The sequence below is a fragment of the Pseudomonas sp. 8(2025) genome, from assembly GCF_052665325.1.
Genome location: NZ_JBQOIE010000030.1, coordinates 1 through 17,979 on the forward strand (window position 1 = coordinate 1; position 17,979 = coordinate 17,979).

15 protein-coding genes are annotated in these 17,979 nt (G+C 67.0%); 2 read left to right on the forward strand and 13 right to left on the reverse strand.

Annotation, left to right across the window (positions count from 1 at the left end):
* The coding region (locus ACUXVH_RS30525; RefSeq protein ID WP_445496715.1) for a hypothetical protein at positions 1–275 on the reverse strand (275 nt) is incomplete at its 3' end.
* 355 nt (positions 276–630) lie between these two features.
* Here ACUXVH_RS30525 and ACUXVH_RS30530 point away from each other — a divergent pair.
* Together ACUXVH_RS30530 and ACUXVH_RS30535 are read left to right on the forward strand one after the other, a co-directional pair.
* Positions 631–1,806 (forward strand): SRPBCC family protein, encoded by a 1,176-nt coding sequence (locus tag ACUXVH_RS30530; RefSeq protein ID WP_065363322.1) that lies wholly within the window; start codon positions 631–633, stop codon positions 1,804–1,806.
* Positions 1,807–1,830: 24 nt separating this feature from the next.
* Positions 1,831–2,934 carry an SMP-30/gluconolactonase/LRE family protein gene (locus tag ACUXVH_RS30535; RefSeq protein ID WP_065363321.1) on the forward strand — a complete coding sequence of 368 codons (1,104 nt, stop codon included), beginning with the start codon at positions 1,831–1,833 and terminating at the stop codon, positions 2,932–2,934.
* 130 nt (positions 2,935–3,064) lie between these two features.
* Here the strand turns inward: ACUXVH_RS30535 and ACUXVH_RS30540 are convergent, their stop codons facing one another.
* From ACUXVH_RS30540 to ACUXVH_RS30595, 12 genes are all read right to left on the reverse strand, one after another.
* A complete protein-coding gene (locus ACUXVH_RS30540; protein ID WP_015636110.1) occupies positions 3,065–3,298 on the reverse strand; it encodes a DUF465 domain-containing protein in 234 nt (77 codons plus the stop codon).
* A gap of 135 nt (positions 3,299–3,433) precedes the next feature.
* Positions 3,434–6,100 carry an ATP-binding cassette domain-containing protein gene (locus ACUXVH_RS30545; protein WP_065363320.1) on the reverse strand — a complete coding sequence of 889 codons (2,667 nt, stop codon included), beginning with the start codon at positions 6,098–6,100 and terminating at the stop codon, positions 3,434–3,436.
* A 141-nt stretch (positions 6,101–6,241) separates the two neighbouring features.
* The gene (locus ACUXVH_RS30550) at positions 6,242–6,508 is read right to left on the reverse strand and encodes a DUF1652 domain-containing protein (protein WP_011061967.1); all 267 of its coding nucleotides are present in this window, start codon (positions 6,506–6,508) and stop codon (positions 6,242–6,244) included.
* Positions 6,509–6,716: 208 nt separating this feature from the next.
* Positions 6,717–8,828, reverse strand: coding sequence for an ATP-binding protein (locus ACUXVH_RS30555; RefSeq protein ID WP_445496719.1), 2,112 nt, complete (start codon positions 8,826–8,828; stop codon positions 6,717–6,719).
* A 249-nt stretch (positions 8,829–9,077) separates the two neighbouring features.
* Positions 9,078–9,728, reverse strand: a complete 651-nt coding sequence (locus ACUXVH_RS30560; RefSeq protein ID WP_169893267.1) for a DUF799 domain-containing protein — start codon at positions 9,726–9,728, stop codon at positions 9,078–9,080.
* 5 nt (positions 9,729–9,733) lie between these two features.
* The gene (locus ACUXVH_RS30565; RefSeq protein WP_011061970.1) at positions 9,734–10,105 is read right to left on the reverse strand and encodes a DUF4810 domain-containing protein; all 372 of its coding nucleotides are present in this window, start codon (positions 10,103–10,105) and stop codon (positions 9,734–9,736) included.
* Between the two features lie 29 nt (positions 10,106–10,134).
* The gene (locus tag ACUXVH_RS30570) at positions 10,135–10,794 is read right to left on the reverse strand and encodes a CsgG/HfaB family protein (RefSeq protein ID WP_015636114.1); all 660 of its coding nucleotides are present in this window, start codon (positions 10,792–10,794) and stop codon (positions 10,135–10,137) included.
* A gap of 450 nt (positions 10,795–11,244) precedes the next feature.
* Positions 11,245–14,349, reverse strand: coding sequence for an error-prone DNA polymerase (locus ACUXVH_RS30575; RefSeq protein WP_065363319.1), 3,105 nt, complete (start codon positions 14,347–14,349; stop codon positions 11,245–11,247).
* Positions 14,346–15,761 (reverse strand): Y-family DNA polymerase, encoded by a 1,416-nt coding sequence (locus ACUXVH_RS30580; RefSeq protein ID WP_065363318.1) that lies wholly within the window; start codon positions 15,759–15,761, stop codon positions 14,346–14,348. The genes ACUXVH_RS30575 and ACUXVH_RS30580 overlap by 4 nt, the downstream gene beginning before the upstream one ends.
* Before the next feature lie 7 nt (positions 15,762–15,768).
* Complete coding sequence (gene imuA, locus ACUXVH_RS30585) at positions 15,769–16,386, reverse strand: translesion DNA synthesis-associated protein ImuA (protein ID WP_011061974.1); 618 nt, start codon at positions 16,384–16,386, stop codon at positions 15,769–15,771.
* Positions 16,386–17,003, reverse strand: coding sequence for a transcriptional repressor LexA (gene lexA, locus ACUXVH_RS30590; RefSeq protein WP_015636117.1), 618 nt, complete (start codon positions 17,001–17,003; stop codon positions 16,386–16,388). Before lexA ends, imuA begins: the two co-directional genes overlap by 1 nt.
* Positions 17,004–17,041: 38 nt before the next feature.
* Positions 17,042–17,959, reverse strand: a complete 918-nt coding sequence (locus tag ACUXVH_RS30595; protein WP_011061976.1) for a LysR family transcriptional regulator — start codon at positions 17,957–17,959, stop codon at positions 17,042–17,044.
* Positions 17,960–17,979 lie beyond the last annotated feature (20 nt).

Consider the following 17,979-nt stretch of genomic DNA (forward strand, 5'->3'; position numbering starts at 1 on the left):
TGGCCGACGTTGTAGTCGCTGAACTTGTTGTGCGACAGGCCGCTGCCATTGGGCGTGGCAATGTTGACGATGGGCACCCCATTGCCGGCCTGCCCCAGTGTTGTACCGCTGCCGTTGACCACGATGCCGTCGGCCATCGCCACCACGGGCTGCCAGAACATCATGTTGGCCAGGACGAACGCCAGGCTGCGCTTGGACAAGCCGCAGAACGAATCACGGGATTGCAGGACAGCAGAGGGTTGCTGGGCCAGGAAGGTGAAGTGGCGAACGTCCATGTCAGTCTCTTAGCAATGCAGGAGCACAAGCCCCTGGAGCCTTCATCCTGAAGGCCCATGGCGAGGAAAAATTGATTTCGGCAAGCAGGGTCGAACTGGCAGCCCCTCGATGCCTGACAGGCAAAACGGAACCAGAAAGGAGCAGAGTGCGAGCAGAAATGATATCAATTCAATATCAAAATACTAAATAGCCACTATTCTGGCGTCAATCTTTCATTCGCCTCGCTGTCGTTTCCCTGGGCTTTATCCGGGCATTTTCAGCCTGATGAATAATCCTCATTCCCACTATCCATTGGCTGGATAATTACCCGCCGGCTACGCTGCTGCCCATAAAAACAACAACGGGAATCGGGCCGTGCGAGAAACCACCCAGCACTTTCGTCAGCAATACCGAGCGGCGGTCAGTCCGCGCTACAACCCCTGGCTGCATGGCGGCTTTGTCCTGGCCTATGGCCTGCTGTGCATCGGCCTGCTATGCAGCACCCTGAGCCAGGTGCAGCCCCTGGAATGGCTGGCGGTGCCGGTGGCGCTGCTGTTCTTCAACCTGTGCATCTACGTGGTGCACCGCTGGCTGGGGCATCACAAGCAGCGCTTCGCGCGGATGTTCTATGCCCGTCATACCGGCGACCACCACAGCTTCTTCGCCCCCGGGCTGATGGCCTATGAAGGCTACCGGGACTGGCGGGTGATTCTGTTTCCGGCCTGGCTGATCGTGGTGCACAGCCTGCTCTTCGCCCTGCCCCTGTGGGCGCTGCTGCGCCTGTGGAATGGCAACGTGGCGGCGCTGTTCGCCAGTTGCACCCTGCTCGGCTACCTGGCCTACGAGGTGTTCCATGCCTGCGAGCACCTGCCCGCCAATCACCCCCTGGCGCGCCTGCCCTGGGTACGGCAGATGCGCCGCCTGCACGAACTGCATCACCGCCGCGAGCTGATGCAGGAGCGCAACTTCAATATTGTCCTGCCGCTGATGGACTGGCTGTTCGGTACCCTGCACTGGCAACCGCAAGAGCCGCCAGCCGTCACTTCCCCCCCTGACGAGGCCACGCCCATGACCCGCATGCAGCACCAGGTCGACATCCCCCGCAGCGCCGCCAGCACCCTGGCCTATGCCGCCAGCTCGCGGCTCTGGCCACAGTGGCACCCCTCCTCGCTCAAGGTCGAGGGCGACGAAGGCCCGCTGTTCGCCGGGCAAGGCTTCGAGGAAGACATCCATGCCGGCGGGCGCAGCGGCCACCTGAGCTGGACGGTCGAGGAGTACCTGCCCGGGCACCGCTGGCGTGCCAGTGCCCGGGGCGATCACGGCCTGCACCTGCAGGTGACCTACGAATGCCAGCCCCTGGGGGCGCAGCACACGCGCTTCGTGCGGACCCTGGAGTACGGCTTTGACAACCTGCTGATGCGCCTGGGCAATCAGCTGTTATTCAAGCGACGGATAGAACGGGAATCCGCCGCCTCATTGCTGGCATTGTGCGAGATGGCCCAGCAAGCTATCCCGCTGCCCGCCACCGAGGCCCCCGGCCGCCCGTCCTGAGGCCGCCCCGACAGGAGTCATTGCATGAATCAGATTGCCCCCCGCCGCTTCAGCGGCCTGCGGATTGTCCTGCTGGTGCTGCTGGCCGTCCTGGCCTTCCTGCTGCTGATGCCGACCAGGGTCCAGCCGGTGGCCTGGAACCCGGCGCCGGCGCCGTCCCTGAGCCAGGGGCCGTTTGCCGAGAACCAGAAGCTCAAGGCCGTGCAGCCGGTGGGCGCCCGGGACATCGACGGCCCCGAAGCCCTGCTGCTGGAACACGAACAACTGCTCAGCGGCCTGCATGACGGCCGGGTGATCCAGAGCAGCCTCGACGGCAGTGCGCTCAAAGTGCTGGTCAATACCGGCGGCCGGCCCCTGGGCCTGGCCCGGCACCCGGACGGGCGCCTGATCATCGCCGATGCCATCAAGGGCCTGCTGGCCCTGGACAGCCAGGGCCAGTTGCAGACCCTGAGCACCGAGGCCAACGGCCTGAAGTTCGGCTTTACCGACGATGTGGCGGTCGATGCCGCGGGGCGCTACGCCTACTTCAGCGACGCCACCAGCCGCTGGGGCTATGGCCATGACGGCGAAGCGGTGATCGAGCACGGCGCCGATGGCCGCCTGCTGCGCTACGACTTCCAGAGCGGCACCACCGAGGTGCTGCTGGACCGCCTGGAGTTCGCCAACGGCATTGCCCTGGGGCCGGACGAGGCCTATGTGCTGGTCAATGAAACCGGCGCCTACCGCATCAGCCGCTACTGGCTCAAGGGTAACAAGGCCGGCAGCCACGACCTGTTCATCGACAACCTGCCGGGGCTGCCGGACAACCTGAGCTTCAATGGCGCCGGGCGTTTCTGGGTGGCCCTGTACGCACCGCGCAACCCGTTGCTCGACGCCACCGCGCCCTCCCCCTTCGTGCGCAAGATGCTGGTGCGGGCGATGACGGTATTGCCCAAGCCGGTGGAGAAACGCGGCTTCGTGCTGGGCCTGGATACCCAGGGCCGGGTGATCGCCAACCTGCAGGATGGCAGCAGCGGCAACTACTCGCCGATCACCACGGTGCGCGAATATGGCGATGCCTTGTACCTGGGGTCGCTGACGGCCAGGCACATGGCCCGGTTGTCGTTGAAGGAGGCGCTGGCGCCTTGAGGCTGGGTGCGTTGCAGTTTGGGGTGGGGACAGCCCGGCGGGCGTCTGGGCGGCTATGCCGCCCAGCGGGAGCAAGCTCCCTCGCCACAACAAGCTCCTTGCTACTGCGAGCGTCTTTGCTACAGGGGGGTCAGGAACCGGCGGTGAGTTTCCCGGCGATCTCATCCTTGATCAGCAGGCGTTTTTCCTTGAGTTTCTTCAGTTCGTCGTCTGCGGCAGCGGCAGCTTCGGCCTTGAGCACCTGATCGTCGATGCTGGTGTATTTGTCGAACAGCGCATTCAGGTGGGGGTCACTGGCCCGACGCTGTTGAATGTCTTCTTTACTGCAGCTCAGGTCCTGGTAAAGGTCGTGGGTCACCGGCATGGAACACCTCCGTGGTTGATCGGCAGCAAGGGCGTCATCACGCCCCCGCCGGTTATCAGAATGGCCTCGCCGGACCGGGTCTGTCGACCGCCAATCAGACCAGCGGTAACCGTTCGTCGCCACTTTTGCCCTGGATCAACGTCCGCCCAGCGCTTGGGCAAGAAAGGGCGCGGTGCGGCTAGTGCGCTGCTTTGCCACCTGGTGCGGGGTGCCGCAGGCCACCAGGGTGCCGCCCTGGTCGCCGGCACCTGGGCCGATGTCGATCACCCAGTCGGCCTGGGCCACCACGCGCATTTCGTGCTCCACCACCACCAGGCTGTGCCCGGCCGCCACCAGTTTGTCCAGTTGCTCCAGCAGACGGTCCACATCCCGTGGGTGCAGGCCGGTGGTGGGCTCGTCCAGCACGTACAGGGTGGCGCCCCGGGCAGTGCGCTGCAGCTCGGTGGCCAGCTTGATGCGCTGCGCCTCACCGCCGGAGAGCTCGGTGGCCGGCTGGCCCAGGCGCAGGTAATCCAGGCCGATGTCGCGCAGCACTTCCAGGGCGCGGCGGATGCCCGGTTGTTCGGCAAACACCGGCAAGGCCTGCTCGACACTCAATTGCAGCACCTGGGCGATGTTCAGGCCCTGCCAGGTCACGGCCAGGGTCTGGGGGTTGTAGCGCGCGCCATGGCAGGTCGGGCACGGGGCGAACACGCTGGGCATGAACAGCAGCTCGACGCTGACAAAGCCCTCGCCCTCGCAGGCCGGGCAACGGCCCTTGGCCACGTTGAAGGAAAACTGCCCGGCGTCGAAGCCCCGCTCCCGGGCCTCGTCGGTGGCGGCGAACAGCTTGCGCACCTGATCGAACAGCCCGGTGTAGGTCGCGAGATTGGAACGCGGGGTACGACCGATGGGTTTCTGGTCCACCTGCACCAGGCGCTTGATCTGCTCCATGCCGGCCACCACCCGCCCGCCGCTGCTGACCGGTGCGTCGTCCGCCAGGTCCAGCTCCGGCGCCTCATCGCTGGCCGAAGCCTTGCCCAGGTGCGCGCCCACCAGTTCCAGCAGGGCCTGGCTCACCAGGCTCGACTTGCCGGAACCGGAAACCCCGGTCACCGCGGTAAAGCAGCCCAGGGGAAACTCGGCGTCCAGCTCCTTGAGGTTGTTGCGGCTGATACCTTCCAGCCGCAGCCAGCCCCGGGGCGGGCGCGGGGTACGCCGGGCCGGGGCCTGCTCGGGAAACAGGTAGGCCCGGGTCTGGGACTGCGCCACCTCGGCCAAGCCGGCCGGCGGGCCGCTGTACAGCACCTGGCCGCCACGCTCTCCCGCCGCCGGGCCCACGTCCACCAGCCAGTCGGCACGGCGCATGGTCTGCACATCGTGCTCCACCACGAACAGCGAGTTGCCGGCGGCCTTGAGCCGCTGCAAGGCCTCGAACAGTGCCTCGGCATCCGCCGGGTGCAGGCCTGCCGAGGGCTCGTCCAGCACATAGATCACCCCGAACAGCTGCGAGCCCAGCTGGGTCGCCAGGCGCAGGCGCTGCAACTCACCGGAAGACAGGCTCGGCGTGCTGCGCTCCAGGGCCAGGTAGCCCAGCCCGAGGTCGGTCAGGGTGCTGACCCGCTCCAGCAGGTCCTGGGCGATGCGCTGGGCGGCCAGGCGCTTTTCCAGGGACAGGTTCGGCGTATGCCGCACATCCGGCGCGCCGCGATGCTCCGGGGCGCCCTGGGCATGGCGCTGCTGACGCGCGGCACGGGTCTGGGCGTGGCTCAGCACCGGATCATCGGCGGGCGCCTGCTCCAGGTAATCTGCCGCCGCCACCGGCCGCAGCACCTCGGCCAGTTGCAGCAGCGGCAGGCGCGCCAGCTCGCCGATATCCAGCCCGGCAAAGGTCACCGCCAGGGCCTCGCGCTTGAGCCGCTTGCCCTCGCACAGCGGGCACGGGCTGCCGCGCATGAACTGCGACACACGCTTTTTCATCAGCGCGCTCTGGGTGTGGGTGAAGGTGTGCAGCACATAGCGCCGGGCACCGCTGAAGGTACCCATGTAGCTGGGTTCCTGCTTGCGCTTGAGGGCTTCGCGGGTCTGTTCCGGGGTCAGCCCGGCGTACACCGGTACTGTGGGGGTTTCTTCGGTGAAGAGGATCCAGTCACGCTGCTTTTTCGGCAGTTGCTGCCAGGGGATGTCGACGTCGTAGCCCAGGGTCACCAGGATGTCCCGCAGGTTCTGTCCCTGCCAGGCCAGGGGCCAGGAGGCCACGGCGCGCTGGCGGATGGTCAGCGAAGGGTCGGGAACCATGCTCGCTTCGTCGACCTCATAGACCCGCCCCAGGCCATGGCATTCCGGGCAGGCGCCCTGGGGCGTGTTCGGCGAAAAGTCCTCGGCATACAGCATCGGCTGCCCCGGCGGGTAGCTACCGGCCCGGGAATAGAGCATGCGCACCAGGCTCGACAAGGTGGTCACGCTGCCCACCGAAGAGCGCGTGCTGGGAGTGCCGCGCTGCTGTTGCAGGGCCACCGCCGGCGGCAGGCCGTCGATGCGGTCGACATCCGGCACCCCCACCTGGTCGATCAGGCGCCGGGCATAGGGCGCCACCGATTCGAAGTAGCGACGCTGGGCCTCGGCATACAGGGTGGAGAACGCCAGGGACGACTTGCCCGAGCCCGACACCCCACTGAACACCACCAGCGCATCCCGGGGAATGTCCACGTCGACATTCTTCAGGTTGTGCTCGCGGGCGCCGCGCACCCGGACAAAACCGCTGGCTGGAAAGGACGAAGGGCTCGCCTGGGAAGCATCGGAGGGGCTACGGGAAGCAGTCATGAACCAGCCTTATGTCGAGAACCGCGAACAGTCGAAGCGCGATCATCACACAAGGTCCGAGGCCCGAGGCAAGCCCCGCGGAAGATCGACGCGCGTACCCGGGGTTCGAGCCTCGCCCCCGGCGCAATGTTCCCTGGCGCTTCAGCGACCGTGCTGGCGGCGGGCTTGCTGCTCGGTGCTCAGGCGGGTGTGCTGGAGGTCGTAGCGCAACTCGGCAATCAGCTCCGACAGCGCCCGGGAGCTGGTCAGGCCGCGGGTGGCGATGCCGGTGACCAACAGGTCGACGCGCCCGCTGGCGGGGTCGCAGATGCGCACAGTCATGGCCCCGTCGTGGCCGACGGTGCACTGGCAATGCAGGGGCAGGAAGCTGGTTTCAACGATTCTGCGCAGTTCAAGGGTGGAGATCACGGCGGAGCATCCAAAAAAGGTTGAGAAGAAAAACCGCGCAAGACGACGTTTGTTGTTATGGGATCAGGCGGTCGATGCCCCTGTTCTTGGTCAGCAGAAAAAACGTACAAGTTCATTCAACTTCATGCAGCGTAGAAGTTTGACGCCAGTTTGTCGTCGCTCCCTGGGGATTTTTATGCGCTGCTTCACACTTGGCGCCAGGCGCCGCTCAGGCCTCCAGCACCGAACGCACCATGGCGCTCAGGTCTGCAGGCCCGTAGGGCTTGCTCAGCAGGTGGGTGTCGGGGCTGAGCTGGTGGTTGCGCGAAATCATGTCGCGGGTGTGTCCCGAGGTGAACAGCACCGCGATCGGCGGTGCCTGGGTCTTGGCCCAGGTGGCCAGGTCCGTGCTCTTGATCAGACCGGGCATCACCACGTCGGTGAAGATCAGATCGACCTTGAGCCCGTCCAGCAGCAGTTGCATGGCAGCGTCACCATTGCTCGCGGTGCGCACCCGGTAGCCCTCGTGTTCGAGCATTTCCACCGCGGCGCTGCGCACCTCGGCGTTGTCCTCCACCACCAGGATGCTTTCCTCGCCACCGCCCGCCCGCTGACCCGGGCGCGGCGCCTGCTGCAGCGTAGGTTCGGCACTGCGGGCAAAGTACATCTGCACCCGGGTGCCCTGCCCCGGGCTGCTGAAGATCTCGATATGGCCGCCGCTCTGCTTGACGAAACCGAACACCATGCTCAAGCCCAGGCCCGTGCCATGACCGTCGGCCTTGGTGGTGAAGAAGGGTTCGAAGGCCTGCTTGAGCACCTCGGCGGGCATGCCCGGGCCATCGTCAGCCACACTTAGGCACAGGTACTCGCCGGCAGCGATGCCCTTGCCGGCGCAGAAGCGCGAATCCAGCACCTGGTTCTCGGCGCTGATGAGGATCCGCCCCTCGCCGCCCAGGGCATCCCGGGCATTGATCGCCAGGTTGAGCACGGCGTTTTCCAACTGGTTGCGATCCACATGGATGCACCAGGGCTCGGCGGGCAATTGCACATCGATGCAAATGGTTTCGCCCAGTGCCCGCTGCAGCAACTCCCCCAGGCCCTCGTACAGGTGCCGCGGGTTGTAGCTGGCCGGTGACAGCGGCTGGCGCCGGGCAAAGGCCAGCAGTTGGTTCGACAGCTTGGCGCCGCGCTCCACCGCCGTCAGCGCGGCGGCCGTGCGCCGCTGCACATTGGCGTTGCCCGCTTCGTGGCGGGACAGCAGATGCAGGTTGCCGGCAATCACCTGCAGCAGGTTGTTGAAATCATGGGCCACGCCGCCGGTCAGGCCGCCAATGGCTTCGAGTTTCTGCACCTGGCGCAGTTGCTCCTCGGCGCTGAGCCGCGCGTTGACCTCCTCCAGCACCCGTTGCTCCAGGTTGCGGGTCAGTTGGCGCAGGGCTTCCTCGGCGATCTTGCGCTCCTGGATATCGATCAGCACCCCGGGGAAACGCAAGGCCTGGCCCGACTCGTCGAACTCGCAACGGCCACAGGCCAGCACCCAGGTGTAGCTGCCGTCCTCGCGGCGCACCCGGTATTCGGCGTTGTAGGGCCCGCCCTGGGTCACGCTGTACCGGGCCAGTTCCTTGATGCGCGGCAGGTCATCGGGGTGGATGCGGCTTTCGGTGATATCGATCGGCAGGTTGTCCAGGGGCTGGTCCGCCGGGTAGGAAAAGGTCCGGGCAAATCGCTCGTCGCAAGACAGCACGTCGGCCTGGACGTCCCAGACGAAGGAGCCCAGCAACGCACCGGCATTCAGCGCCAGCTGCACGCGCTCGTTCTCCGCCCGGTAGGCGGCCTCCGCGGCCTGGCGGCGGCGCTCGGAAATCACATGGGCGGTGGTTTCCACGACAATGGCGATGACCCCGGCCGGAGCCTGGTCGTCCCCCGCCACCGGGCTGTAGTAGAGGTCCATCCAGACGTCTTCCGGCACCCCGTTGCGCAGCAGCACCAGTTCCTTGTTGTGATAGGACAGGGTGCCGCCGCTGAGGCAGGTGTTCATTACCCCGCGGTTGAACTCGGCAACCTCCGGCCAGCCCATCTCCACGGCGCAGCCCAGCAGGTAGGGATGGCGGCCGCCGGCGAACTCGGCATAGGCATCGTTGTAGATCATGTAGCCCAGGGGGCCCCAGAGCATCACCATCGGCAGCGGCGAGCCGAGCATCAGCTGCACTGTGCTGCACAGGCTGTGGCTCCAGTGCTGCAACGCCCCGAGGCTGGTGGCGGACCAGTCGAAGGCACGGATGCGCTCGGCCATCTCGCCCTTCCACCCCTGGCACCCGTGATGATCAGATAAGAACGGCATGAACGGACTCTACGAAAAACGTGGCACAGCGTGGGTTTTCAAGAGGCAGCAACGCAGCCTCCAGAGCCTTTGAGCACGGTGCACGCGGATGGTTTCACCAGGGCCGGGATCGGCTTCGCCACTGGTCGGCCATGCCGCCGGGCAACGCCCTTCGCGCGACTGAAAAAACAGAATAGGCGATGGCCCGGGTTCCAGGCGGACGCCGACAGGCGCCGCCTGAAAAAGAGCGGATTGCCCGCTCCCTGCCCCTCAGTCGGTGCCGTATTTCGGCGAACGCGGACCGTACAGCAAGCCGGTGCGTTGCCCGGCCGACAGCAGGCGCTGGCTGGTGATGCCGGCAATCGGATGGCCGGCGTCGGTGCTGGTGTTGATGATCTGCTTCACCGCAGCGGTGATCAGCATGCCCACCAGGCCACCGTTGTTGCCGTTGTTGCCTTCCTCACTGGAGGCGCGGGCGCTGCCGGTCCACAACGTGGTGCCGGTCTTCAGGTCCACCAGGGTGGCGCTGGCGGTGACCACGGTGGCACTGCTGATCAGCATGTAGCTGGTGCCGTATTCCTTGACCGTGATGTACAGGCCGGCATCGGCGCCGAAGATCTCGTTGAGCTTGGCCGGCGCCAGGCCGTGGATGTCCGCCGGGTTGGTCAGGCCGTTGTGGCGGAAGGTTTCATCCACCACCGCGATCGGCATCACGTAGTAACCGGCTTCGGCCAGGGGAAAGGTCACCTGGGACAGCATGCTGTAGGTGGCCTTGATGTCCGGCGATTCATTGAGCGGCGGCAGCACCAGGATCGACTTCGGCCGGGCCTGCTTGTAGGCCGAGTAGTCCACGCTCCTGGGCGCGGCGCAGCCCACCAGCAGGCTCACGGCCAACAGGCCCAGCAGGTTGCGCAGGGTCATCAGGCTCATTGGGCGGCTCCCTTCTTGGCGTTCTTGAGCAGGAAGTCCATGTACGAGGCGGATTCGGGGAACAGCGCCTTCTCGGTATTGAACTGCTGCACCATCTGGTCATCCTTGCCCAGGCTCGCGTAGAGCATGCCCAGGTGGGCGTGGTAGCCCGGCGGCACGGCCTTGCCGGTGGACTTGATCTTCTGCAGGTCGCGCTCCAGGGCCTCGACCTGGGCCTCCCGGGCCTCCTCGCCCTTGAAGTACTCGTAGGTCTGGGCCTGGTAGGTTTCCCACTGGTACAGCGTCTTCGGCCCGCTGCAACCGGCCAGCAGCACACAGCCCAGCAAGGCGCCGGCCATCATTGGCCGCGCCATCATCGTCTTCGACATGCTTGCACTTCTCCCTGTCAGCTGTGTGATCAGCGGCCCGGTTTCCAGGCGCCGGCGTCGATGGCCTCGACCATGCGGTTGACCGCCTCGCGCATGGCCAGGTCGAGGACCTTGCCGTTGAGGGTCGAATCGTAGGCAGCGGTGCCGCCGAAGCCGATCACTTCACGGTTGGACAAGGCGTACTCGCCAGCGCCCTGGGTCGAATAGACCACTTCGGAGGTGCTGATGTTGACGATGTTCAACGCCACCTTGGCGTAGGCCACCTGGGTCTTGCCGCGGCCGAGGATACCGAACAGCTGATGGTCGCCGGTTTCCTTGCGACCGAACTCGGTGACATCGCCGGTGACCACGAAGTCCGCGCCCTTGAGCTTCTGCGCCTGGCCCTTGATGGCCGCTTCCTGCTGGATCTCGCCCATGTTGTCGCGGTCCAGCACGCTGAAGCGGTTGGTCTGCTGCAGGTGGGTGATGAGGATGGTCTTGGCCTGGCCGCCGAGGCGGTCGACGCCATCGGAGAAGATTCCGCGCATGTAGCTGGAGCGGTTGTCGAACTTACCCACGGCCATCGGCACCCGGGCTCCGGTCCATACCTGGCTGGCGCTCTGGACCTTCTCCACCGGCAAGGCCCGGGAGCTTTCCGTGGCGCAACCGCTCATGCCCGCCAGCACCGCCAGTGCTACAGCGGACAACATCAACTTCGAGATCACTCTCACTCTATGTTCCTTCTTGAGTATCCATTTGGGTGCACTGTCTAGATGCACTTGCGCCCTGCCGCACGTCTGCGGCCCCAGTCTGTGCAGGCTCGAAAGTCGTCGGCCGAGCGTTCTGAAACTTGATGCAGGGGGCATCATCGGCGGCGATTATGCCAAAGCGCCATCAGTGCGAAAAGGAATAAAAAACCTTGGCGTCATTCTGTAACCATTGCCACAGACTCGGGGGATAGCAAAGCGGCAGGCCACTGCCGATCCGCGTTTCGTGTAGCCGCTGCCGCAGGCTCGGGCCGCGGTCGGACGAACGGCTTGGACGGCATTGCGACGCAGCAGACGCGGCGGTCTTGAGGACGCCGGGGATCCGACGGGAGACCGCCAAGCAAGGCCCTGCGGGCCTTTTCGCAGCCTCGCCCGGGCTCGGCAGCGGCTACATCAGCGAAAGTCGCGGCTGCGTACGTGAATGCCATCCAGCAACGGGCTCAGGTCACTCAGGCGCCCGGCAATCAGGTGGCGCACCTCGCCCTCGGTTTCCAGGGTGCCGTCGACCTTGAGCAACTGCGCGCCCACCAGCACCCGGCGCTGGCGCTCGGCCAGGTCGCGCCAGACCACCACATTGACGTTGCCGAACTCGTCTTCCAGGGTCACGAAGGTCACCCCGCTGGCGGTGCCCGGCCGCTGGCGCCCGGTGACCAGCCCGGCCACGCTCACCGAGCGCCCGTGCTCCACCGCCAGCAAGTCGCGCGAGCTGCGGCAGCGCCGGGCCGCAAGCTGCGGGCGCAGCAGCGCCAGGGGGTGCGGCCCGAGGGTGGTGCCCAGGCTGTGGTAATCCCCCTGCAGGTCTTCGCCGACACTGGGCCGGGGCAACGCTACCGGCGCTTCCTCCTGGCTCGGCAGGCCGGCGAACAGCCCCAGCTGTCTTTCCACCCCGGCCACTTCCCAGCGTGCCCGGTAGCGATCCCCGACCAGCGCCTGCAAAGCGCCGGCATCGGCCAGCAATTCCTGGGCGCGGACATCCAGGCGGGCCCGCTCGCCCAGGTCGGCGATATCGACAAAGGCCCGTTGCCGGCGGGCACGTTCGATGCGCCGGGCATCGTCCTCGCGAAAGCCCTTGATCATCCGCAGCCCCAGGCGCAGGGCCGGCTGCCCGGGGGGGCCATTTCCAGCGCGTGCAGGCTGGACAGGAATCGGCTCCAGGCTGCAGTCCCAGTCACTGGCGCCCACATCCACCGCAAGAACCTGCAAACCATGGCGCCGGGCGTCCTGGAGGATCTGGTCGGGGCTGTAGAAGCCCATGGGCCAGCTGTTGATCAGGGCACAGGCGAAGGCCGCCGGTTCGTGGCACTTGAGCCAGCAACTGGCGTAGGTCAGCAAGGCAAAACTGGCGGCATGGGATTCGGGAAAGCCGTAGCTGCCAAAGCCCTTGATCTGCTCGAAGATCTGCGCCGCGAACTCGTCGCTGTAGCCGTTCTTGCGCATGCCTTTGCGCAGCCGTTCGCGGTGCGGCTCCAGGCCACCGTGGCGCTTCCAGGCGGCCATGGAGCGGCGCAACTGGTCGGCCTCGCCCGGGGTGTAGTCGGCGGCGACAATGGCGATCTGCATCACCTGCTCCTGAAACAGCGGCACTCCCAGGGTGCGCTTGAGCACCGCTTCCAACTTCGGCGACGGATAAGTCTCCGGCTCTTCACGGTTACGCCGGCGCAGGTAGGGATGGACCATGCCGCCCTGGATCGGCCCGGGCCGGACGATGGCCACCTCGATCACCAGGTCGTAGAAGTTCTGCGGCTTGAGCCGGGGCAGCATCGACATCTGCGCCCGGGACTCGATCTGGAACACGCCGATGGTGTCGGCGCGGCCGATCATTTCGTAGGTGGCGGGGTCTTCAGGCGGAATGCTGGCGAGGCTGTAGCGCTGGCCACGGTAGCCGTGGATCAGGTCGAAGCAACGGCGGATGGCGCTGAGCATGCCCAGGGCGAGGATATCCACCTTGAGCAGGCCGACCATGTCCAGGTCGTCCTTGTCCCACTGGATCACCGTACGCTCGGCCATCGTCGCGTTCTCCACCGGCACCAGGTGGTCCAGGGGCTGCTCGGAAATCACGAAACCGCCGGGGTGCTGGGACAGGTGCCGGGGAAAGCCGATCAACTGCCCGGTCAGGCTCAGGACCCGGCGCAGCACCGGGCTCTGGGGATCGAACCCGGCCTCCTGCAGGCGCTCGACGCTGGGCGGCGTATCACTCCAGTGGCCGCAGCAGTCGGCCAGGGCATTGACCTGATCCGGCGGCAGGCCCAGGGCCTTGGCCACATCCCGCACCGCCCCGGCGCCATGGTAGGTGCTGACCACCGCGGTCAGCGCCGCGCGATGCCGGCCATAGCGCTGGAACACATACTGCAGCACCTCTTCGCGGCGCTCGTGCTCGAAGTCGACGTCGATGTCCGGCGGTTCGTTGCGTTCGCGCGACAAAAAGCGCTCGAACAGCAGGGTCGAGCGGTCCGGGTCGATCTCGGTGATGCCGAGGGCGAAACACACCACCGAGTTGGCCGCCGAGCCCCGGCCCTGGCAGAGGATGTGCTGGCGCCGGGCGAAGTCGACGATGTCGTGCACCGTGAGGAAATAACTCTCGTAGCCCAGGTCACAGATCAGCGTGAGCTCCTTGTCGATCTGCTTCAGTACCTCGGCCCGGGCACCAGCGGGCCAGCGGCGCACGATGCCGCGCTGGGTCAGCACCCGCAGCCAGGAGCCAGCGTCGTGCCCCTCGGGCACCAGCTCCCGGGGGTATTGGTAGCGCAGCTGGCCGAGGTCGAAAGCGCAGCGCCCGGCGATGGCCAGCGACTCGTCGAGCAGGGCCTGGGGGTACAGGCCTTGCAGCACTTCGACGGGCCGCAGGTGGCGCTCGCCGTTGGCGAACAGGCGTTGCCCGGCCTCGGCCACCGGCAGGTGATGGCGGATCGCGGTCATGGTGTCCTGCAGCGCCCGGCGCCCGCGCACATGCATGTGCACATCGCCACAGGCCACGGCTGGCAGCCCCAGTTGCCGGGCCAGGGCCAGTTGCTGTTGCAGGTGCCGGGCATCGTCCTGGCCGCAATGCAGCTCCAGCGCCAGCCACAGGCGCTGGGGGAACACCTGCTGCAACCAGCGGCCCTGGGCCAGCGGCTCGCCGGCGCCCGTCAGCCACAGGGCCAGCAGCCCCGGCAAGGGTTCGGCGAAGTCCTCGCGCAGCAGGCGATAGCTGCCCTTCTCGGCCCGGCGCCGGGCCCGAGTGATCAACCGGCACAGGCCCTGGTAACCCGCCAGGTCTTCCACCAGCAGCACCAGGCGCGGGCCGTCCTCGACCTGCATTTCACTGCCGACGATCAGCTTGAGCCCGCTGTCGCGAGAGGCCTGCCAGGCGCGGACAATCCCCGCCAGGGTGCACTCGTCGGTGATCGCCAGGGCCTGGTAGCCCAGGGCCTTGGCACGCTGGAACAATTCGGCGGCACTGGAGGCGCCGCGCTGGAAGCTGAAGTTGGACAAGCAGTGCAGCTCGGCGTAGGCGCTCATGCGAACCAGCCCTGCAACAGCAACGGCCCGGGCTCGCCGACCTGACGATAGGCCCAGCCCTGCTGGCCGGCGGCGGTTTCGATCAGGTAGTAGTCGCGGCGCACATCGGCACCGTCCCACCAGCCGGACTCGATCCGCTCCGGGCCCATGAGGATGCGCACCGAGCCCTCGCCCAGCACCTGGGGTTCGGTGAACAGCCAGCCGGGGCGGCGCAGCCCGGGGGTGGCCGGGCACGGGCGCGAATCGGTCTGCGCCTGCCAACTGCGCTCCGGGCGGTGATCGGCGCGATGCCCCAGGCCCTGCACCGCGTCATCCCCCAGGCGCGCCCGCAGGCGTTCGCGCAACTGCTCCCAGGGCAGGTTCTGCTGCGGGCGCTCGTCGAACAGCTCGCTGTGCTGGGGCACGAACAGCGGCAGGTCCTCGGCCACCAGCCGCAGGTTGCGCACCGGCGCCGGCACCTGGATCTGTTCCAGGCGCCCACGGGCCAGTTCGAACAGCATCGCCGGGTCGCGCTCGGCGCTGAGCAGCCCCACCGGAATCAGGGTGTCGGCGCCTTCGGCGTGCTCCAGGTGCAGGGCAAAGCGCTGCACGCCACTGTCGCGACCACAGAGAAAAGCCGCCAGATCGGCGGTGAGCCGGCGCAGGGGAAACAGCAGCGCCTGATGGGACTGCACATCGAAATTCAGCTCGATGCGCAGGTCGAAGCGGTCCGGCGGCTGATAGAAGGCCAGCCCCAGCGGGCGCTCGCCGAGCAGGGTATCCAGGTGCTTGAGCAAGCTGCCGTCAAAACGCCGGGCCAGGCTGGGCCGGGGCAGCTCCCGCAGTTGCTGGAAGCTGCGCACCCCCATGCGCGACAGGGCCGTGGCCTGCTCCGGGGCCAGCCCCAGGCGCTCGATGGGCATGGCCCCCAGGGCCTGGACCAGGGCCGCGCAGTCGGCCACCGCCAAACCGTCATAAGCATTGGCCAGGGCTCGGGCCGCCGCCGGATTGGGCGCGGCGACGATCCGGTGGCGAAAGCCCAGGGCCTGCAATTCACGGCGCAGGCGCGCTTCCAACTGCGGCCAGGGGCCGAACAGGCCCAGGCTGGATTCGATCTCCAGCACCAGGGTGCGCGGGTAGGCGACGCTGACCTGGGAGCTGAAGCCATAGGCCCAGGCCGCAAGAAACTGCTGCCAGTGCTCGATCTGCCGGGGGTCGTATTCGGCGCTGGCAAAGGCCTTGGTCAGGGCCTGGGCGGCGGTCAGGGATTGCCCGGGGCGCAGGCCCAGTTCGCGAGCGGCGGCGTTCACCGCCTGGATCACCCGGCGCTGCGGGGTGCCACTGAGCAGCGCCAGAGGAGCTTGGGGCTCGGCGCACTGACGCAAGACTGCGTCCAGCGCCAATTGCGGGAACAGGATGCACACCCAACGCATGCCAACCTCAGTGCCCGGCGGGCCAGGCGATAGGCGCCGGATGGGCCAGCCCGCCCCGGCACTTGAGCACCCGCAACTGCCCGGGACGGCCTTGCACGGCAATTCGCAAGGCCGCCGGCGAGGGGTTGCGCGCCGTCTCCAGGGGGCGGTAGGCAAAGGCCAGGGTCTGGCCGCTTTCCGCCGCCACCTGCAGGCGCCGCAGGGCGCGATCGTCAGCTTGCTGCGGCCAGCACAGCACCGCGCCGCAACTGCCGGAACGCAGGCACTGCTCGGCGGCCCACAGGGCATCACGCTCCCCGGCCTGGATGATCGACAACTGGCGCACATCCACCCCGGCGTTCTGCCAGGCCTGGGGATAGGGCACGAACGGCGGCGCCACCAGCACGATGCGCTCCCCCGCCGCGCTCAGCCGCGCCAGGCTCGGCCACAGCAGTTGCAGCTCGCCCAGACCCTGGGCGGCAATGAGGATTTCGGTCAGTGCCGCTTCCGGCCAGCCGCCCGTGGGCAGCACCGCATCCAGGGCGGCATGGCCGGTGGGCTGCGGGCTGGCGGGCGCGGCGGCCGGGCGGCCTTTCCACACCCGCCCGGCATTGAACAGCGAATCCAGTGCGACCACGGCGCCCATCAGCCTTGCCTCACCAGACCGCAGAACACGCCTTCGATAAACAGTTCGTGGTCGGCCGTGACCTCGATCGGCTGGTAGGCCGGGTTGCGCGGCAACAGGCGAATGCCCTGCCCCTTGCGCTCGAAACGCTTGATGGTCACCTCACCGTCGAGGCGGGCGATCACGGTCTGGCCGTTGCGCGCCTCACTGCTGCGGCGCACTGCCACCAGATCACCGTCGAAGATGCCATCGTCGATCATCGAATCGCCCTGGACCCGCAGCAGGTAATCCGGAGTGCGGGAGAACATCCCCGGGTCCAGCAGCAACTGGCCGTGTATGTCGGCATCGACGCCAATCGGCGCACCGGCGGCCACCCGCCCCAGCACCGGGATCTCCAGCAGCTCGGGGCGCCGTGGCTGGTTGAGCAGGCGAATGCCCCGGGCCTGATGCGGGTTGACCTCGATGAACCCGGCCTCGGTCAGCGCCAGCACATGCTTGCGCGCCACGCTGCGCGAGGCGAAACCGAACGCCTGGCTGATTTCAGCAAGGCTCGGGGGCTGGCCGTGATCGGCGATGCGCTCGCGGATAAAGGTCAGGATGGCAGTGCGGCGGGGAGATAAAGTCGTCATGGAGTACATTTGTACTCCTCTCGGATTTATCTGACAAGAACCGCCAATCAGTCCAGGCCCCGGCTGGCCAGGAAGCCGCTGACATAGTCGATGAATGCCTGCACCTTGGCGGTCGCTCGCCGGTGGCTGGGGTACACCGCGAGGATGTGCGGCCCGAAGCTGTCCGGGTCGATCGCGTAGTCGGCCATCACCCGCACCAGGCGCCCGTCGGCCAGGTACGGTGCGGCGCTCCACAGCGGCGTGTGCAACAGGCCGCGCCCGGCCAGGGCATTGGCCAGCAGCAGGTCGTAATTGTCACTGCGCAGGCGTGGTGCCTGGGGCTGGGGCAGGCTCAGGCGCTGGCCGTCGCGCTCGACCCACCAGAACTCCCGGCTGAGCAAGGGGTGGCGATACAGCAGCCATTCATGTTCTTCGAGGGTCTGCGGGGTCACCGGCCGGCCCTTGCGCGCCAGGTAGGCCGGGCTGGCGCACAGGGCCAGGCGGTTGCTTCCGACCACCCGGGCAATCAGCCCCGGCAGGTCGTCATGGCCTTCGCGCAGGGCCAGGTCGTAGCCGCTTTCCAGCAGGTTGACGAACTCGTCGCACAGGTCCACTTGCAGATTGATCTGCGGGTACTGCTCAAGAAAACCGCCACACACCTGATCCAGGAATGCCTGGCCGTAGGCCAGCGGCGCGGTGACCTTGAGGTTGCCGCGCAGGCCATGCTGCAGCTGCTCCACCTCCTCGCCCACCTCTTCCAGCCGCTGCAGCACCTGGCGCGCGGTCTCCAGGTAGAGCCGGCCGATTTCGGTGAGCACGATGCGCCGGGTACTGCGCTCGAACAAGCGCGAACCCAGCTCGGCCTCCAGGTGGTTGACCGCCTTGGTCAGGGCCGAGGGGGTCTTGCCCAACTGCTCCGCCGCCCGGCTGAAACTGCCCAGCTGGGCGGTGACCACGAACATCTTCAAGGCATTCAACTTGTCCATGGTTTTTCCACCCAGGCAAA

Coding starts and splice junctions, on each gene's coding strand:
- ACUXVH_RS30535 (WP_065363321.1), top strand. CDS start 1,831: ATGAATCAGATTGCCCCCCGCCGCTTCAGCGGCCTGCGGATTGTCCTG.
- ACUXVH_RS30540 (WP_015636110.1), bottom strand. CDS start 3,298: ATGCCGGTGACCCACGACCTTTACCAGGACCTGAGCTGCAGTAAAGAA.
- ACUXVH_RS30545 (WP_065363320.1), bottom strand. CDS start 6,100: ATGACTGCTTCCCGTAGCCCCTCCGATGCTTCCCAGGCGAGCCCTTCG.
- ACUXVH_RS30555 (WP_445496719.1), bottom strand. CDS start 8,828: ATGCCGTTCTTATCTGATCATCACGGGTGCCAGGGGTGGAAGGGCGAG.
- ACUXVH_RS30560 (WP_169893267.1), bottom strand. CDS start 9,728: ATGACCCTGCGCAACCTGCTGGGCCTGTTGGCCGTGAGCCTGCTGGTG.
- ACUXVH_RS30565 (WP_011061970.1), bottom strand. CDS start 10,105: ATGTCGAAGACGATGATGGCGCGGCCAATGATGGCCGGCGCCTTGCTG.
- ACUXVH_RS30570 (WP_015636114.1), bottom strand. CDS start 10,794: ATGTTGTCCGCTGTAGCACTGGCGGTGCTGGCGGGCATGAGCGGTTGC.
- ACUXVH_RS30575 (WP_065363319.1), bottom strand. CDS start 14,349: ATGAGCGCCTACGCCGAGCTGCACTGCTTGTCCAACTTCAGCTTCCAG.
- ACUXVH_RS30580 (WP_065363318.1), bottom strand. CDS start 15,761: ATGCGTTGGGTGTGCATCCTGTTCCCGCAATTGGCGCTGGACGCAGTC.
- imuA (WP_011061974.1), bottom strand. CDS start 16,386: ATGGGCGCCGTGGTCGCACTGGATTCGCTGTTCAATGCCGGGCGGGTG.
- lexA (WP_015636117.1), bottom strand. CDS start 17,003: ATGTACTCCATGACGACTTTATCTCCCCGCCGCACTGCCATCCTGACC.
- ACUXVH_RS30595 (WP_011061976.1), bottom strand. CDS start 17,959: ATGGACAAGTTGAATGCCTTGAAGATGTTCGTGGTCACCGCCCAGCTG.